This is a genomic window from Dickeya poaceiphila, from assembly GCF_007858975.2.
Taxonomy (GTDB): domain Bacteria; phylum Pseudomonadota; class Gammaproteobacteria; order Enterobacterales; family Enterobacteriaceae; genus Dickeya; species Dickeya poaceiphila.
In genome coordinates, this window is sequence record NZ_CP042220.2 from 2,611,103 (window position 1) to 2,627,909 (window position 16,807).

A 16,807-nucleotide genomic window follows, 5' to 3' on the forward strand; every position below is an offset into this window, starting at 1 on the left:
TTACACCTTTTCCACATTGACCAGGAACGCCTTGTATTCCGGCGTTTGCGAGTTGGCATCGCCGACGCTGGGCGTCAGGGTATTCGCCAGGAATCCCTTGCGCGTCGTGCCCTCAAATCCCCAGTGACAGGGAATACCGACGGTTTCAATCGCTTTTCCGGCCACGGTCAGCGTTCTGATACGCTTGGTCACCACTGCTTTCGCTTTGATGTAACCGCGCTGGCAGGAGACTTTCACCATATCGCCGGCCTGGATACCTTTGCTTTTCGCCAGGTTTTCGCCGATTTCGACAAACTGCTCTGGCTGGATGATCGCGTTCAGCCGTGCGTGTTTGGTCCAGTGGCGGAACAGCTCGGTAATGGAATAGGTAGTAGCGACATACGGGAAATCGCTCGCCTTGCCCATGGTTTTTGCATCACGCGCGAACAGGCGCGCCGCCGGGTTGGACACCACTGCCGGGTGCAGCGGGTTGGTGCCAATCGGGGTTTCTATCGGTTCGTAGTGTTCCGGGAACGGGCCATCCGCCAGCTTATCCAGCGAGAACAGACGCGCCACCCCTTCAGGCAGCATGATGAACGGCATGGTGTCTTTGCCCGGCGGTACTGTGGCGGCAAAATCCGGCACGTCGATGCCTTTCCATTTCTGGCCGGTCCATTCCAGCAGCTTGCGTTTGCTGTCCCAGGGTTTGCCCTGCAAATCCGCCGAGGCGCGGTTGTACAGAATGCGGCGGTTCTGCGGCCAGCACCAGGCCCAGCCCGGCGTACAGCCCAGACCCACATCGGTATTGTCGCGGTTCGCCATCTGGTTGCCGGCTTCAGTCCAGCTACCGGCGTAAATCCAGCAGAAGCTGGCGGTGGTGCCGTCGTCACGCAGTTGCGAGAAGTCCGCCAGCTGCTGGCCTTTTTTCAGCAGTAGATTGCCTTTGTCGTCGAACACGTCCGCCAGCGCCATACCATTGGATTCGCGGGCGATCTCTTCCGGCGTCGGGTCTTCCGGGTCCTGATAATTCCAGTTGATGTTCAGCACCGGTTCCGGGCAGACGCCGCCCTCTTCACGGTACAGTTCGCGCAGGCGCATCATCAGGCGGCCAAGAATTTTACCGTCGTGCAGCGCTTCTCCTGGCGGCTCAGCCGCAGCCCAGTGCCATTGCAGCCAGCGACCGGAATTGGCGATGGAGCCGTTTTCTTCAGCAAAACAGCTGGACGGCAGGCGGAACACCTCGGTCTGAATCTCAGCCGAATTCACGTCATTAAACTCGCCGTGGTTCTGCCAGAAGGTGGAGGTTTCGGTCGCCAGCGGGTCGATCACTACCATGTATTTCAGCTTCGACAGCGCAGCCGTGGCCTTGTTTTTGTTGGAGAACGCCGCCAGCGGGTTGAAGCCCTGAACGATGTAGCCGTTCATTTTGCCGTCCAGCATCAGTTCGGTCTGGACCATCACGTCATAGCTGCGGTCCCACTTCGGCAGCCAGTCATAGCCCCAGTTGTTGGAGGCCTGCGCGTTATCGCCCCAGAAGCTCTTCATCATGCTGATGAAAAACTTCGGCGTATTCTTCCAGTAGTTGACCTGATCCGGCAGCAGTGCGTCCGGCGTTATCTGGCTGAGATAAGTTTTCAGATCACCCTGCTTTTCAGACGGCAGCGGCATGTAACCCGGCAGGTTAAGGCTCAGCAGCCCCAGGTCGGTATAGCCCTGAATGTTGGAGTGACCACGCAGCGCATTGATGCCGCCGCCCGCCATACCGATGTTGCCGAGCAACAACTGAATGATTGCCGCCGTGCGGATAATCTGCGCACCGTTGGTATGGTGAGTCCAGCCCAGCGCGTACATGAAGGTCGCGGTTTTATTGGGTACGCTGGTACTCGCCAGCGACTGGCAGATCTCTTCATACGCTTTCGCTGGTGTACCGCACAGCGAGGTCACCATCTCCGGCGTATAGCGGGAAACATGTTTTTTCAGCAGGTTCCACACGCAGCGCGGATGAGTCAGGGTCATGTCCCGTTTGGCGAAACCGTCAGCTCCCAGCTCGTACTGCCAGCTGCTCTTGTCATACTGATGCGTCTGGCTGTTATAACCGCTGAACAAGCCTTCATCAAAGCTGAAATCTTCACGCACGATCAGGCTGGCGCTGGTGTAAGACTTCACATACTCGTGGTGAATTTTGTCATGGGTAATCAGATAATTGACGATACCGAGCAGGAAAGCGGCGTCAGAACCGGCGCGGATCGGCGCGTACAGATCGGCGACGGCAGCAGAACGGTTAAAGCGCGGGTCAACCACAATCAGTTTGGCATCGTTATGGGTTTTAGCTTCCACCGCCCATTTGAAGCCAACCGGATGCGCTTCCGCCGCGTTACCGCCCATCACGATAATCACATTGGCGTTTTTGATGTCCACCCAGTTGTTGGTCATCGCCCCGCGGCCAAAAGTCGGCCCTAACGCTGCCACGGTCGGGCCATGGCACAGGCGCGCCTGACAATCAATGGCGATCATCCCCAGCGAGCGGGCGAATTTCTGGTCGAGAATGCCGGTTTCATTACTGGCAGCGGAGGAACACAACATCCCGGTGGTCAGCCAGCGGTTGACCAATGCGCCTTTGGCGTTGACGCGCTCGAAATTGGCGTCACGGTCTTTTTTCATCAAGCGGGCGATACGGTCAATCGCGTCGTCCCAACTGATACGCTGCCATTTGTCCGAGCCGGGCGCACGGTATTGCGGGTATTTCAGGCGACCTTCGCTGTGGATGTAGTCCACCAGACCAGCGCCCTTCGGACATAACGAACCGCGGCTAACCGGGTGATCCGGGTCGCCCTCGATGTGAAAAATAGCGGGTTTAGCGTTTTTAGCGCCATCGCCCAGGCTGTACATCAACAGCCCACACCCCACAGAGCAATAAGTACAGTTATTGCGGGTTTCTTTTGACCGCAACAGCTTGTACTGACGGACAGAAGCCATTGCTTCCGTGGGTGCAAATCCTAAAACAGCGAGTGTAGTCCCTGCCATTCCCCCGGCGCAGACTTTAAAAAAGCCTCTTCGATTAACTTGCATGTCTTTCCCTATCATTTTGTGTGTCTTTTTTGTTGCGGGAAATCTAACAACACGCCGCGAGGAGATTTTGAGCAAAATCAATAATTGCAGTTTTAATAGTATATTCACCCCCTTTATGGGTATTTGCAGATGAAATTACGCTATGCAACTCAATACACAACGATAACTGTGTCTATTTAATAGACATTCCGCCACTATATTTGCCCGCGCCCTTTTCGGCATTAACGCGTCATCACTTCATGTCACTTACCGGCCTTCACCTTAACCGGCAACACATCTGCACGAAAAATTTAACAACGCAAGGCCGCTGACGAGGGGAACGAAGAAATAACCGGATTGATGTTGCAACATATCGACAACATCCAACAGGCGGGTAGGCAGGATATCGTGGTTAAAAGAATGGGCAGGCTGAAAGACTCAGCCTGCCCACGAAACAACAGCGAAAATGTGCAGTCAGGACTGACCCGCATCAACAGATACGGGCCTGAAGCCTTAGACGGCTTGTACCGGAATTCGCTTTGTTGCCGCCGGGTCTGACGGTGCGGCAAAATTCAAATAACGGTAAATATCCGGTGCAGACTGGGACAATATCGCCACCTGTTGCAGGTATTCCGCCGCCGTGGGCAAGCGACCCAACATAGCCGCGACCGTACTCAACTCCGCCGATGCCAGATAGACATTGGCATCAGTACCAAGACGGTGCGGGAAATTGCGGGTAGAAGTGGAGACGACATGGCTGCCTGCCTTCACTCTGGCCTGATTACCCATGCATAACGAGCACCCGGCAGGCTCAATACGTACGCCTGACTTGATAAACTGGCTGAAATAACCCTCGTCGCTGAGTTGACGGGCATCCATACGCGTTGGCGGGGCCAGCCACAACCGGGCGGAGATATCCCCCTGATGTTGCGACATCAGCTTACCTGCGGCACGGAAATGCCCGATGTTGGTCATGCATGAACCGATAAATACCTCATCAATGCGGTTTCCTGCCACGTCGGAGAGGGTTTTCACATCATCAGGATCATTCGGGACACACAAAATCGGCTCGTTGATGGTCGCCAGATCTATCTCGATTACCGCGGCATACTCCGCATCAGCATCGGCAGTCAGTAACTGCGGGTCATCCAGCCACTGCTCCATGCGATTAATACGGCGTTCCAGCGTTGGCGCATCCTGATATCCCTCGTCTATCATGGTACGCAGCAACGCCACATTCGAGCGCAGATAGGTTTCCACTTCTTCCTGCTCAAGCTTAATGGTACAAGCCGCCGCCGAGCGCTCTGCCGAAGCATCCGACAGTTCAAACGCCTGCTCCACGCTCAAGCCGCTCAGACCTTCAATTTCCAGAATGCGGCCAGAGAAGATGTTTTTCTTGCCCTGCTTCGCTACCGTCAGCAGCCCCTGCTGAATGGCAAAATACGGGATGGCATGGACCAGATCACGCAACGTGATGCCTGGTTGCATTTGCCCCTTAAAGCGCACCAGCACCGACTCCGGCATATCCAGCGGCATGATGCCGGTTGCCGCAGCAAACGCCACCAGACCGGAACCGCCGGGGAAAGACAGCCCAATCGGGAAACGGGTGTGGGAGTCTGCACCTGTACCAACGGTATCCGGCACCAGCATCCGGTTGAGCCAGGAATGGATGATGCCATCGCCTGGACGCAGCGATACCCCATTACGCTGGGTAATGAAATCCGGCAAGGTTTTGTGCAGGTTAACATCGACCGGTTTCGGGTAAGCCGAGGTATGGCAGAACGACTGCATCACCAGATCGGCGGAAAATTGCAGACAAGCCAAATCTTTCAGCTCGTCACGCGTCATGCCGCCGGTGGTATCCTGAGAACCAACCGTCGTCATGCGCGGTTCACAGTACTGGCCCGGACGCACGCCAGCCACGCCGCACGCCTTACCCACGATTTTCTGTGCCAGCGTATAGCCGCGCGACGACTCGGCTGGCGCTTTGGGCAGACGAAATGCCGTGCTTGCCGCCAACCCCAGTGACTGACGAGCACGCGCAGTCAGGCTGCGGCCAATAATCAGCGCAATACGCCCACCTGCGTGCACTTCATCAAGCAGCACGTCAGTTTTCAGGGTAAAGCGGGTGATCAGGGCATTATCATCATGGCGACGCACTTCACCCTGATAGGGATAAATATCAATCACATCGCCGGTTGCCAGTGCGGTCACATCCATTTCAATCGGCAGCGCCCCGGAGTCTTCCAGTGTATTGAAGAAAATTGGCGCGATTTTACCGGCCAGCACCACCCCGCCAGCACGCTTATTCGGTACAAACGGAATGTCCTGACCGATGTGCCACAGAATCGAGTTAGTGGCTGATTTACGCGACGAACCGGTTCCCACCACATCGCCCACATACACCAGCGGATAGCCTTGTTCTTTCAGTGCCAGCATCTGCGCCACCGGCCCAATACTGCCCGGTTTATCCGGCGTAACACCATCGCGGGGCACGCTCAACATGCACAGTGCATGTAGCGGAATATCCGGACGCGACCAGGCTTCCGGTGCCGGTGACAGGTCATCGGTGTTGGTTTCACCCAACACTTTGAACACCGTCAGCGTGATTTTTTCCGCCAGTGCCGGACGTGAGTTAAACCACTCGGCATCAGCCCAGGATTGTAATACCCGCCGTGCAGCGGCATTTCCCTGCCCGGCTTTCTTTTCAATCTCACCAAAATAATCAAATATCAGCAGCGTATGGCTGAGCGCTTTTACCGCTTCTTCTGCTAATACATCGCTATCGAGCGCATCAATTAATGGCTGAATATTATAGCCACCCTGCATAGTCGCTAATAAACGCACAGCGGCAATCGGAGAAATTGCCGCAATAGTTATCTCGCCACGTACAACTTTCCCTAAAAATGCCGCTTTAACCTGTGCTGCATCATCCACTCCGGGGGAAATATGGTATGTCAGCAGCTCAAGCCACGCCGGAATATCAGCGGATGACTGATTTTCTGCAGCAGATAATTGTGCTACCAGCTCTGTAGCCTGCTGTGCAGTTAACGGCTTGGGCGGAATACCCATTTCACGTCGTTCAGCAATATGGGCATTATAATTTTCTAACATGACAACTCCTTACCATGGCAATGGTAATCAATGCGTAATTAACGCCAAAATAAAAACAGGTTTTAGCTCAGAGTATTGAAATAACAATTGGCGATATCATTTTTATAATTCTCAGTCAGAGAATGCGTCCTAACCCTGGAAAATAAATAACGATCAAGCGGAGAAAGTCAGCGCCGCGATACTGGCCTGAAATAACGGCGCCTCCCTATTACGGGTGAACACCTATTACGAGTATTACGGGTTCACCCAGCCAACCAGACCCGGTTTCGGCGTCAGCCTTACCACCAAAGCCGACACCACCCGATGGTGAAGAACTTGCTGCTTAGTGACCATCAAACCAGTCACGCAGCATCTCCTCGATGCGCCCGGTCACCGCCGTCAGCGTATGGCGCTGCCCACGGGAACACATATGAGCCGGCTCATCACACAGCAGACACCGCCGCGGCTCGTGCGCCAGCAACGTTCTGCTTATCGAGCCTTCCTGTGGGCAAAATACGTCAAAATCCCACAACCGGCCCAGCGGATGCTGCTCTTCCAGCGCAATCGCCGCCGCCTTCACGCTCAGCGCATCCTTGCTCATCACCCAGAACGCTTCCGCTCCCGTCTCCTGCCAGGTCACCTCCCGCTCCAGCACCGGCCAGCCGCGGGCCACACACAGCGCATCAAACGCCCCGACGGCGACCTCCATCGCGCCACGGTAACCCGGCGCATCCTTCACCGCTCCCGGCGTCACCAGCGTCAGCGACACCAGCGTCGACCGGTGCCGCGCCAGCAGCTGCTGCTGCCGCGCATGGCGGCGATCTTTCGCCGCCAGCACCTGCTCCAGAGTCACCGTGACCGACACCTCGCTCACGCGTTGTCCTCTTTCACCTGACGCACCACGTCAATCACCGTGCCGTCCCGGTAGCGGATCACCCCAACAATCCGGTCGTGGAACTCGATCGCCTTCGGCTCGCCCACCAGCTGGATGGCCCGCTCATACAGCGCCTCCACCGGCATCACGTTCAGCCCCGCCTGCGTCAGACGCGCCGCCACCTCCGGGCGCGCCGGGTTCACCGCGATACCGTGGTCCGTCACCAGCACGTCGATGGCGCTCCCCGGCGTCACGCAGGTCGTGACCTGACGCACCACCGTCGGGATGCGGCTGCGGATCAGCGGCGCCACCACGATGGTCAGGTTCGCCGCCGTCGCCACGTCGCAGTGACCGCCCGACGCCCCGCGCATCACCCCGTCCGACCCGGTTATCACGTTCACGTTGAACTGCGTGTCGATTTCCAGCGCACTCAAAATCACCACGTCCAGCTGGTCACAGCACGCCGCCTTGGCGCTGGGGTTCGCGTACACGTTGGTCGAGATTTCCACATGCCGCGGGTTCTTCGCCAGCGACGCCGCCGCATTCGCGTCAAAGCACTGGGTGTCCAGCAGCGTCTCTATCAGCCCCTTCTCATGCAGGTCGACGATGCTCCCGGTGATGCCCCCCAGCGCAAAGCGTGCCACCACGCCCTGCTGCTGCATCCGGTCTTCCAGAAAACGGGTGCACGCCGTCGAGGCCGCGCCCGACCCGGTCTGGATCGAAAAGCCCGCCCTGAAATACCCGGAGTGCTCGATCACGTCCGCCGCCGTCCGCGCTATCAGCAGTTCACGCGGGTTGCTGGTCACGCGCGCCGCCCCCACGCTGATTTTCGCCGGGTCGCCCACTTCCTCCACCGGCACCACGAAATCCACCTGGTCCTGCACGATGCTCGCCGGCATGTTCGGGAACGGCACCAGACTTTCCGTCAGCAGCACCACCTTTTTCGCGTAGTGCGCATCCACCATCGCGTAACCCAGCGACCCGCAGCGCGATTTCCCCGACGTCCCGTTGGCGTTGCCGAATTCGTCGCTGCTCGGCACACCGAGAAACGCCACGTCTATCGCCAGCTCGCCGCTCTGCAGCAGGTGCACCCGCCCCCCGTGCGAGTGGATCTGCACCGGCTCGTCCATCAGCCCGTGCGAAATCGCGTCCGCCAGCTTGCCGCGCATCCCCGACGTGTAGATGCGGGTTATCACCCCGTTGCGGATATGCTCTATCAGCGGCGCGTTGCAGGTCATCAGCGAACTCGACGCCAGCGTCAGGTTTTTGAACCCCAGCCGCGCCAGCGTCTCCACCACATGGTTGATCACCTTGTCCCCTTCACGGAACGCGTGGTGGAACGATATCGTCATCCCGTCCTGCAGCCCGCTCTTGCGGATGGCCTCTTCCAGGTCGGCGCACAGCTTGCGACGGTGTTTTTCGGTGACGTCATCCAGCCACGGCGTGCGCTGGTTGGCGCTCACGAACGGCTGCAGATGACTTTTTTCCGGGTATTGCTGCTGCAATGCTTCAATAATATTACTCATGTTCCAGTCCTGTCATGGCGACGGCCCGGCGTGCGTTCACGCCGCCGGCCCGCGCGGAAAACGTGCTTTACCCTGCGGCGACCTACCGGCGTACGCCCGACGCCAGCGCGCGCTCCACCACCCGACGGGCGTGGTCGATTATCGGGCTGTCGATCATTTTTCCGTTCAGCGAAATCACCCCCAGCCCGGCGCGCTCGCCCTCTTCCGCCGCCTTGATCACCAGATGGGCGTAGTCCACCTCGTCCTGGGTCGGCGCGTAGGCGTTGTGCAGCAGTTCAATCTGCCGCGGGTTGATCAGCGACTTGCCGTTAAAGCCCAGTCCGCGGATCAGCTCCACTTCCTTCAGGAAGCCCGCCTCGTCGTTGACGTTGGAGTACACCACGTCAAACGCATCGATACCTGCGGCGCGCGCCGCGTGCAGCACCGCGCAGCGGGCGTAGAACAGCTCGGTACCGTCACCGCGCTCGGTCTGCATGTCCATCACGTAGTCGAAGGCCGCCAGCGCAATCCCGATCATCCGCCCGGACGAACGGGCGATGGACACCGCGTTGATCACCCCGATCGCCGACTCGATGGCCGCCATGATGCGGGTGGAGCCGACTTCACGCCCGCACGCCTTTTCGATGCGCACCAGGTGGTGCTCCAGTTCATCGACATCCGCGGTGGAATCGGTTTTCGGCAGACGAATCACATCCACCCCGCCCCGCACCGCCGCTTCCAGATCCTTCAGACCGAACGGGGTGTTGAGCTGGTTGATGCGCACCACGGTTTCAATGTCCCGGTACATCGGGTGCTGCAGCGCATGGTACACCAGCAGCCGCGCGGTATCTTTCTCGCGCAGCGACACCGCATCCTCCAGGTCGAACATGATGGAGTCAGGCCGGTAGATAAAGGCGTTGGACAGCATGGCGGCATTCGCGCCCGGCAGGAACAACATGCTGCGGCGCAGTTTTTTCGGCTGAGTCGTGGCGCTCATTACAGTTTCTCCCAGTCAATCTCGTCAACACCGGCGGCCCGCAGCACCGCACTCTGTACCCGCGCGCGGATCACGCAGTCCAGCGCGCCCTTGTCGTCCACCACGATGGTGCCGGCCTTCACCCCCAGCGCCGCCAGGGTGTCGTTCACCACCTGGGTGATTTGGGCGCCGAACTGTTTGATGACCTCGCTGTTGATCACCACGGTCAGCTGGCCTTCCGCCGGCGCCACCTTGACCAGCAGATCACTGGATTCAAAGGTGCCCGCCAGGGCCTCCTTGATTATTTTCATGTTGTTTACCTGCCTAATACATTAAATACACATCACGCGCAGGCGAGTTCGCCATAGCGCTGTAGATGCACGAACGTGGTTGCCGGGACAATCTCGCGGATGGGGTCGAACTGGCGCTGCTTCAGTAACCGGCGCACCTCGGAGGCGGAAATCGCCAGGCCGGAATGCTGACGAGTGCGCTCAATTTCCACCACCTCCAGCGCCGGGGCGGCCACCTGCGTGGCCTGCTCCAGCCAGTGGTGCATATCCTGGTTGTACCGGTTGGTCACCGGGCAGAACGGCTCGGTGCCGACAAAGCGCCGGGTGATGCCGAGCGCCGGGGCGATATACTGGCGAAAGATGATCAGATCCAGCGCCGCATGGGCCTGGGTCACCAGTGTCTCTTCCTTCAGGAAATAGCCCGGAAAGGTGGCCCTGGAGATCATGTACTCCGACCCGGCGTGCACCGTCAGGTTCGGGATATGGGCCACGCCCTGACGCACCATCTCCAGGCGCTCGGTGAACGGGAAAAAGGAGACGTCCTCCCGCACCACGAAGATATGCAGCCAGTCACAGGCGCCGGCGGCCTGCTCGGCCAGATAGCGGTGCCCCAGCGTAAACGGGTTGGCGTTCATCACGATGGCGCCGATGTCCCGGCCCGGTCTGGCCTCGGCTGCCAGCGACTGGCAATACTGCCGGATGCCGATGGGGGTGTTCTCCATCAGCACCGCCTGGTCGTCATAGCAGGCCAGCGGGTAGAAGCCGCAGCCGCGGAACACCGCGGTGTTGCCAGGACGGGTGTAGAGAAACAGATGGAACTGGCCGCGGGCGGCGGCAAACTGCACCACCTCGTTCACCACCTTTACCCCCAGGTTCAGCTCGCGGTAGTCGGGCGCCACCGCCACACACTTGATGGTAGTGGCGCACAGCCCGGCACAGGCCACCAGCCTGCCGTTATGCCTGCCTGCCACAAAAAATTCGACATCCCTGTCCATGCCCAGCTGGCACACCGCCAGCAGGTCGGTAATCTCAGTCAGTTCAGAGGAAGGAAGGCGAACATCCAGCGTGGCAAACGTAACACTCTCATCGTCATCGGCGTACATAACGGTTATCCTGCTTTTTGCTGTACCACATCACACCTCCGGCGTACCGGAGGAGATACCCGTCAGTGTTCCACGGCGGCAGGAACCGCACGTGATGCTTTCACCGGCTGGGCGGCTTCACCAATGGTGTTGCGCAGGTGGCCCACGTTTTCGATTTCCACTTCAATGCTGTCGCCCGGCTTCATAAACAGCGGCGGCGTGCGTTTCTTGCCCACGCCCCCCGGCGACCCGGTAATGATGACGTCACCGGCGCTCAGCGCGGTGAAGGTGCTGATGTATTCGATCAGGTCCGCCACCTTGTGGATCATGCTGGCGGTGTTGTCGTCCTGCACCATGTGACCGTTCAGGTAGGTGCGGATGGCCAGGGCGTGCGGGTCCGGAATTTCGTCACGGGTGGTGAGGTACGGCCCGAATGCGCCGGTCTTCTGCCAGTTCTTGCCGGCGGTAAACCAGCTGTGCTGCCAGTCACGGGCGGAGCCGTCCATGTAGCAGCTGTAACCGGCGACAAACGACAGCGCCTCGTCACGGCTGATGTTCTGACCGCTTTTGCCGATGATGACCGCCAGTTCGCCTTCATAGTCAAACTCGCTGGAGTAGTGCGGCTTGAGCACCTGGGTGCCGTGACCGGTCTGCGAGTCGGCGAAGCGCACAAACAGCGTCGGGGCCGGGTTCTGTTCATTGAATTCCTTGCGTTTGTCGGCATAGTTCATGCCGACGCACAGGATTTTGGATGGCGCCACAATCACCGGCAGGAAGGTCACGTCGGCCACGGCCACATCCGGGGTTTCGTTCTGGAAGGCGGCGGCGTCATGGAGCGCATCGCCCGCCAGCAACGCCTTCAGGTCCGGGTAACGGTTGCCGAGGCGGCTGCCCAAATCAATCAGACCCGCAGGCGTGTGGATCCCGTAGCTGTTTTTACCGTTATAGCGGTAACTTGCAAGTTTCATAACGACACCTGGTGTGAGTTCAAAACATGTTTTGTACCGGCTGAATAATCATATTCAGCGCGGTATCCCTTATTTATTTTTCAGATGTTTCATCTTATCGGGTATTTTATTTACCCGATTTATTCATCCGATTATTTATTATTTTCTGCCGCAACCAGGCTGACACGCTGAATACCGTTCAGATATGTCGCTACTACAATACCGCTGACCAGCAAGGTAATAATAAACGCCGTCATGCCCATCCAACCAGCTGAAGAGAAGATAAGGCCGTTGCAGTAACCCACTACCGAGCCACCCATGTAGTAGAAGAACAAATACAGTGCGGTTGCCTGCCCACGGGCATGGGTAGCATTTTTACTGACCCAGCTCAACCCGATGGAGTGGCAGCCAAAGAAACAACCGGTAAACAGAATGGCACCGATAATAAAGATGGTCAGATTAGCGGTTAATGTCATCAGCATACCGACAATCATTAACGTAAATAATGCGGACAATACTTTCAGCGCACCATATTTCTGTGATAAACGACCTGCCTGTGGCGCGGTAAAAAAGCTCATGATGAAACTGAAGGAAATCAACCCGGCATTGGCATGGGAAACATTGAACGGTTCACGTGCCAGATAAAAAGCCAGATAGTTGTACAACGAGGTAAACACACCAAAGATAATGAAACTGACCACATACATCAGAGACAGTTTCTTGTTTTTAAAATGCGCCATAGCGCCTTTGATGATGTGACTAAAGTTCAGGCTGCTGCTGGCCTTGAAGTTTTTCGATGCGGGTAGTACTAACGACACCAGCAATGCTGCAAACATCAACGTAAAGGCAAAGCAGTAGAAGATAAAATCAATAGATACATGACCAATCAACTGGCTGGCGATAACACGACCTGACATACCGCCAATCGAGTTGCCAAACACGAAATAACCCGTCACGACGCCTGCCACCACCGGTGCAACTTCTTCACTGATATAGGCTGTGGCTGCTGCGGCAATACCACTTAATGACAGACCGATTATACCGCGCAGTATCACCAGCAATGTCCAGGATTTTACCAGCGGGCAAATCAGCGTCAGCAAACCGCCCAGCAATAGCGATACCACAATCAGCCGTTTGCGCCCGTAACGGTCAGCCAGTGTACCGGTAAACAGCAACCCGATTGCCAGCAACGCCGTTTCCGCCGACAGAATAATACTGACCTGGCTAACGGGAATATCATACTCTTTAGCCAACACCGGTAATAACGGTTGAATAAAAAACAGCGATGCCAGTTCAGCCAGGCCAGAAAACGCCAGAGCAAAAATGACACGCAAGTATTGAGAAACATTAACCTGCTTTTCCTGGCGATCAGGCGTCGGAGTCTGAATTGCACTCATGATAACCTCACAATATTTTTTGTAGAGATACTGGGGAAATATAAAAACACTTATTGCATTAATTATTTTTTAAATATTTTCGGCGTCCAACGCGTATGACGGAACAAACACATTTCCATCAAATAATTTTCTTGCCGTTCGGATCACTGATGCACGAATATCTTCATGACGTTCGCCGTTTTTCATTAATGATACGGCAATTTTTCCACTGGGGTGTTCAATACGGACGGATTCTAAAAAGCCGTTGCGGTATTCGGCTGGCAACACATCTTGCGCCACACTGCCTTCAACCACACAGGCGGTGGAAATACCAATAGACCCAGTAATTGCCAGCGAACGATGACAGTTATGCGGCATAAAATAACGTACCTGAATAGTACCACCTGCATTCGGCGAGCTGAGTAATACCGGTTTAGGGATCACTTTATTGCTGACATCACCCAGGCCCATCGCCTGCCCGGCTTGTAACCGAATATGCTCCAGTCGCTGCATAAATGCGCTGTCTGCATCCAGATCTTGTGGCAACTCGCTGCCGGTCTTGTCCAGTGAACGCGCATCAATCAATACCATCGGCATTGCCATATCGATACAGGTCACATCTACGCCATCAAACACATCGCGCACGTTGCCGGTAGGAAACAGTTTGCCGGTTTTGCTGCCAGCTGAATTCAGGAATGTCAGCCCGACCGGGGCTGCGCGACCAGGTACGCCATCGATTTCAGTTTCGCCATCGTACTCTACGCGCTGCTGCGGCGTATTAATATCCGCGTCCACCATCGTACCGGTATTCAGATTACGAATACGCACGCGTGTGGTAGGATGAGTGGCGGTCACCAGGCCATGCTCAATGGCGAACGGACCCACGGCACACAGCATATTGCCGCAGTTTGGTGTGGTATCCACCCGACGTTCTTTCACCATCACCTGTGCAAACAGGTAGTCCACATCTGCATCCGGATGGGTGGATTTGCTGACAATGGCTACTTTGCTGGTTTGCGGCGCGCCGCCGCCAATGCCATCGATTTCCAGCTCGTGACCTGAACCCATCAACCCCAGCAATACTTCATCACGCTGCTGGCTATCTTGCGGCAAATCACTGGCTAAAATCACCGGGCCTTTTGATGTGCCGCCGCGCATTAATACACAGGGAATCTTTACCATCACGTTCTCTCACGCTTTCACTACTTTTGATGGCATAAGCATCCCATAGCGCGATCAATGACTCTAATGTCAAAAAAATAGCGATTAATTTGTTTCTTGCATTAATGATACGCTGATTACAGATTAGCGAGTCACCACCATCGGCAGGAGGGAAAAAACGATGCAGCATGAGCTTCAGGGCATCAAAGCATTTGTCAAAATTGCGGATACAGGTTGTTTTACTAAGGCCTCAGAACTGTTACATATTTCTCAGCCTGCATTAACACGGCGGATAAAAAAACTGGAAGAGAGCCTGGGTGCGACACTGTTTGAACGCTCGACGCGTCGGGTTAGTCTGACCGCCGTTGGCAAAAGCTTTCTGCCAAATGCACGAAATCTGCTTGATTTTTATGAAAATGCCATCCTGAACATTCAGGAAATGGCCTCGCATCAGACAGGTTTTGTTACGTTATCGTGTATTCCAACTGCGGCCTTCTACTTTCTGCCCGCTGTGATTCGTAATTACAACGAACACTACCCGAATATCCGCATTCGCATACTGGAACACAGTGCAAGCGACTGTCTGGATGCCGTTCTCAATGGTGATGCGGATTTTGGTATTAATATGATCAACGTCACACACTTCAATGTGGAGTTCACACCGCTGGTCAACGAGCCTTTTGTACTGGCCTGCCGACGCGACCATCCGCTGGCAAAAAATTCGCTGGTGATGTGGGAAGAACTGTCGGATTACCCGTTGATTGGTGTGAGACGCTCCAGTGGCAACCGCTTGTTGATCGAGCAGGCGCTGGAAAACAGCGCCTGGAAACCCAACTGGTTTTATGAAGTACGCCACCTGTCCACATCTCTTGGCATGGTGGAGGCGGGGTTGGGGATCGCAGCGGTTCCCAGCCTGGCGATGCCGCGTGACGAGCACCATGTGTTAGTCAGTAAACCATTGATAGAACCGGTTGTACGCAGAACGCTCGGCGTAGTGCAACGTAAAGACTCCACGCTAAGCCCGGCGGCAGAACGCTTTAAAGATATGCTGATGCATCTGTGGTCCAACGAGAAGAACAGTCCCTGGATAGGCAAATTCAATCTCTGACAAATTCAATCACTGAATAGTCGCCACACATCCATGACCGGACATCAAAACACATCATGTCAATATGCATACCGCATCATATGCACTGACAGATATGGCCATGACGTGCTATGGCTACTCATGGCGAAATTGATAGCCTCATCACATTTTGACGCACTACTCAGCTTACCCAACCTATCAGGAAGACCTATGCCAGATCACATCAGGCCGCACTACAATCTGCAAACCGGACGATTTTTCAATCTGCGTCCGTCGAATACATCGCGGATGGGTCTGTGGCAAACGTTGTCGCTGCTATGGCGGCTTGGTTTTCAGCGCCGGGGTCGCGTACCACCCAAACGGCTACCGGAGATATCCCCCGATCTCACGGCCTTCCTGGCTGCTGACGAACGTCTCAAATTCATTTGGTTCGGGCATTCCACCCTGCTGCTCAATCTGGACGATACCCGTATTCTGATAGACCCGGTGTTTTCCGCCAGCGTATCGCCGTTTAGCTTTATGTTCCGCCGTTTTCAGCCGCCAGTGTTGCCGCGCGCAGCGCTGCCGGATATCGACATCATTCTGCTGTCGCACGACCACTACGACCATCTGGATGAACAGACGATTCGCGCCTTTCGCAACACCGCAACCCGCTTTATCGTTCCGCTAAAAGTAGGCCAGCACCTGCAAAAATGGGGGATTGCAGCGGATCGGATTCAGGAACTGGACTGGTATCAATCTCATACGCTCAACGGCATCAGGTTCACCGCCACGCCGTCACACCATTTTTCTGGCCGCAGTTTGTCGGGCCGCAACACAACGTTGTGGGCCTCCTGGGTGATTGAAGGACAACGGGACCGACTCTTTTTCAGCGGCGATTCCGGTTACGGCGAGCACTTTCGTGAGATCGGCGAACGCTTCGGTCCGTTCTCTCTGGCGTTTATGGAAAACGGACAGTACAACGAACGCTGGCCGGATTCGCACATGCACCCGGAGCAGACCATACAGGCGGTACAGGACGTGCGCGCCCGCCTGTTTATGCCGATCCACTGGGGCATGTTTGCGCTGGCGTTTCACGACTGGGCCGACCCGGTGCGCAGCAGCAGCCGGTTGGCTCAGGAGCGACAGATACCGATGCTGACACCGATGCTGGGTGAAGTGGTCACGCTGGGGATACCCATTACCACGCCGCTGTGGTGGGAGAAAGACGTTGATGCGCTACCGTCACGACCTATCGCCAGAAACGCGGTCCAGGATGTGGAATAGCTGAGAGTGGGGGATGAAAAATCGGGCGAATGACGCGTTAGTATTGTCATAGGAAGGATGGTAAATTCGCCTACGCAGTGCGACTTCACATCTTGACTTCATTTATGATGAATTTGATAATGA

General features: G+C 56.1%; 12 protein-coding genes. 2 read left to right on the forward strand and 10 right to left on the reverse strand.

The genetic code is table 11. The features are described 5' to 3' along the window. The 10 genes from fdnG to Dpoa569_RS11635 form a co-directional block, all read right to left on the reverse strand. Positions 1 to 3,048 (reverse strand): formate dehydrogenase-N subunit alpha, encoded by a 3,048-nt coding sequence (fdnG, locus tag Dpoa569_RS11590; RefSeq protein WP_071604294.1) that lies wholly within the window; start codon positions 3,046 to 3,048, stop codon positions 1 to 3. Between the two features lie 492 nt (positions 3,049 to 3,540). Next, positions 3,541 to 6,141, reverse strand: a complete 2,601-nt coding sequence (locus Dpoa569_RS11595; RefSeq protein WP_042869856.1) for a bifunctional aconitate hydratase 2/2-methylisocitrate dehydratase — start codon at positions 6,139 to 6,141, stop codon at positions 3,541 to 3,543. Positions 6,142 to 6,463: 322 nt separating this feature from the next. Then, positions 6,464 to 6,994 (reverse strand): citrate lyase holo-[acyl-carrier protein] synthase, encoded by a 531-nt coding sequence (gene citX, locus Dpoa569_RS11600; RefSeq protein ID WP_042869854.1) that lies wholly within the window; start codon positions 6,992 to 6,994, stop codon positions 6,464 to 6,466. Beyond that, positions 6,991 to 8,520 carry a citrate lyase subunit alpha gene (gene citF, locus Dpoa569_RS11605; protein WP_146411313.1) on the reverse strand — a complete coding sequence of 510 codons (1,530 nt, stop codon included), beginning with the start codon at positions 8,518 to 8,520 and terminating at the stop codon, positions 6,991 to 6,993. The genes citX and citF overlap by 4 nt, the downstream gene beginning before the upstream one ends. 82 nt (positions 8,521 to 8,602) lie before the next feature. Beyond that, the gene (gene citE, locus Dpoa569_RS11610) at positions 8,603 to 9,496 is read right to left on the reverse strand and encodes a citrate (pro-3S)-lyase subunit beta (RefSeq protein ID WP_042869847.1); all 894 of its coding nucleotides are present in this window, start codon (positions 9,494 to 9,496) and stop codon (positions 8,603 to 8,605) included. After that, entirely contained in the window at positions 9,496 to 9,786 is a 291-nt protein-coding gene (gene citD / locus Dpoa569_RS11615; protein WP_042869845.1) for a citrate lyase acyl carrier protein, read from the reverse strand. The genes citE and citD overlap by 1 nt, the downstream gene beginning before the upstream one ends. 32 nt (positions 9,787 to 9,818) lie before the next feature. Further along, positions 9,819 to 10,868: a [citrate (pro-3S)-lyase] ligase gene (gene citC / locus Dpoa569_RS11620; RefSeq protein WP_146411368.1), complete on the reverse strand. Its 1,050-nt coding sequence runs from the start codon at positions 10,866 to 10,868 to the stop codon at positions 9,819 to 9,821. Positions 10,869 to 10,930: 62 nt separating this feature from the next. Then, complete coding sequence (locus Dpoa569_RS11625) at positions 10,931 to 11,815, reverse strand: fumarylacetoacetate hydrolase family protein (RefSeq protein WP_146411371.1); 885 nt, start codon at positions 11,813 to 11,815, stop codon at positions 10,931 to 10,933. A gap of 131 nt (positions 11,816 to 11,946) precedes the next feature. After that, a complete protein-coding gene (locus Dpoa569_RS11630) occupies positions 11,947 to 13,191 on the reverse strand; it encodes an MFS transporter (protein ID WP_042869839.1) in 1,245 nt (414 codons plus the stop codon). 69 nt (positions 13,192 to 13,260) lie between these two features. Then, positions 13,261 to 14,352 carry a 4-oxalomesaconate tautomerase gene (locus Dpoa569_RS11635; RefSeq protein ID WP_071604292.1) on the reverse strand — a complete coding sequence of 364 codons (1,092 nt, stop codon included), beginning with the start codon at positions 14,350 to 14,352 and terminating at the stop codon, positions 13,261 to 13,263. Between the two features lie 160 nt (positions 14,353 to 14,512). On the opposite strand from Dpoa569_RS11635, the gene Dpoa569_RS11640 reads away from it, so the two are divergent. Both Dpoa569_RS11640 and Dpoa569_RS11645 read left to right on the forward strand, forming a co-directional pair. Then, the gene (locus tag Dpoa569_RS11640; protein WP_042869835.1) at positions 14,513 to 15,439 is read left to right on the forward strand and encodes a LysR family transcriptional regulator; all 927 of its coding nucleotides are present in this window, start codon (positions 14,513 to 14,515) and stop codon (positions 15,437 to 15,439) included. 189 nt (positions 15,440 to 15,628) lie between these two features. Next, on the forward strand, positions 15,629 to 16,684 hold the full coding sequence (locus Dpoa569_RS11645) for an MBL fold metallo-hydrolase (protein WP_042869833.1): 1,056 nt from the start codon (positions 15,629 to 15,631) through the stop codon (positions 16,682 to 16,684). Positions 16,685 to 16,807: the final 123 nt, after the last annotated feature.

Coding starts and splice junctions, on each gene's coding strand:
- fdnG (WP_071604294.1), bottom strand. CDS start 3,048: ATGCAAGTTAATCGAAGAGGCTTTTTTAAAGTCTGCGCCGGGGGAATG.
- Dpoa569_RS11595 (WP_042869856.1), bottom strand. CDS start 6,141: ATGTTAGAAAATTATAATGCCCATATTGCTGAACGACGTGAAATGGGT.
- citF (WP_146411313.1), bottom strand. CDS start 8,520: ATGAGTAATATTATTGAAGCATTGCAGCAGCAATACCCGGAAAAAAGT.
- citE (WP_042869847.1), bottom strand. CDS start 9,496: ATGAGCGCCACGACTCAGCCGAAAAAACTGCGCCGCAGCATGTTGTTC.
- citD (WP_042869845.1), bottom strand. CDS start 9,786: ATGAAAATAATCAAGGAGGCCCTGGCGGGCACCTTTGAATCCAGTGAT.
- citC (WP_146411368.1), bottom strand. CDS start 10,868: ATGTACGCCGATGACGATGAGAGTGTTACGTTTGCCACGCTGGATGTT.
- Dpoa569_RS11625 (WP_146411371.1), bottom strand. CDS start 11,815: ATGAAACTTGCAAGTTACCGCTATAACGGTAAAAACAGCTACGGGATC.
- Dpoa569_RS11630 (WP_042869839.1), bottom strand. CDS start 13,191: ATGAGTGCAATTCAGACTCCGACGCCTGATCGCCAGGAAAAGCAGGTT.
- Dpoa569_RS11635 (WP_071604292.1), bottom strand. CDS start 14,352: ATGGTAAAGATTCCCTGTGTATTAATGCGCGGCGGCACATCAAAAGGC.
- Dpoa569_RS11640 (WP_042869835.1), top strand. CDS start 14,513: ATGCAGCATGAGCTTCAGGGCATCAAAGCATTTGTCAAAATTGCGGAT.
- Dpoa569_RS11645 (WP_042869833.1), top strand. CDS start 15,629: ATGCCAGATCACATCAGGCCGCACTACAATCTGCAAACCGGACGATTT.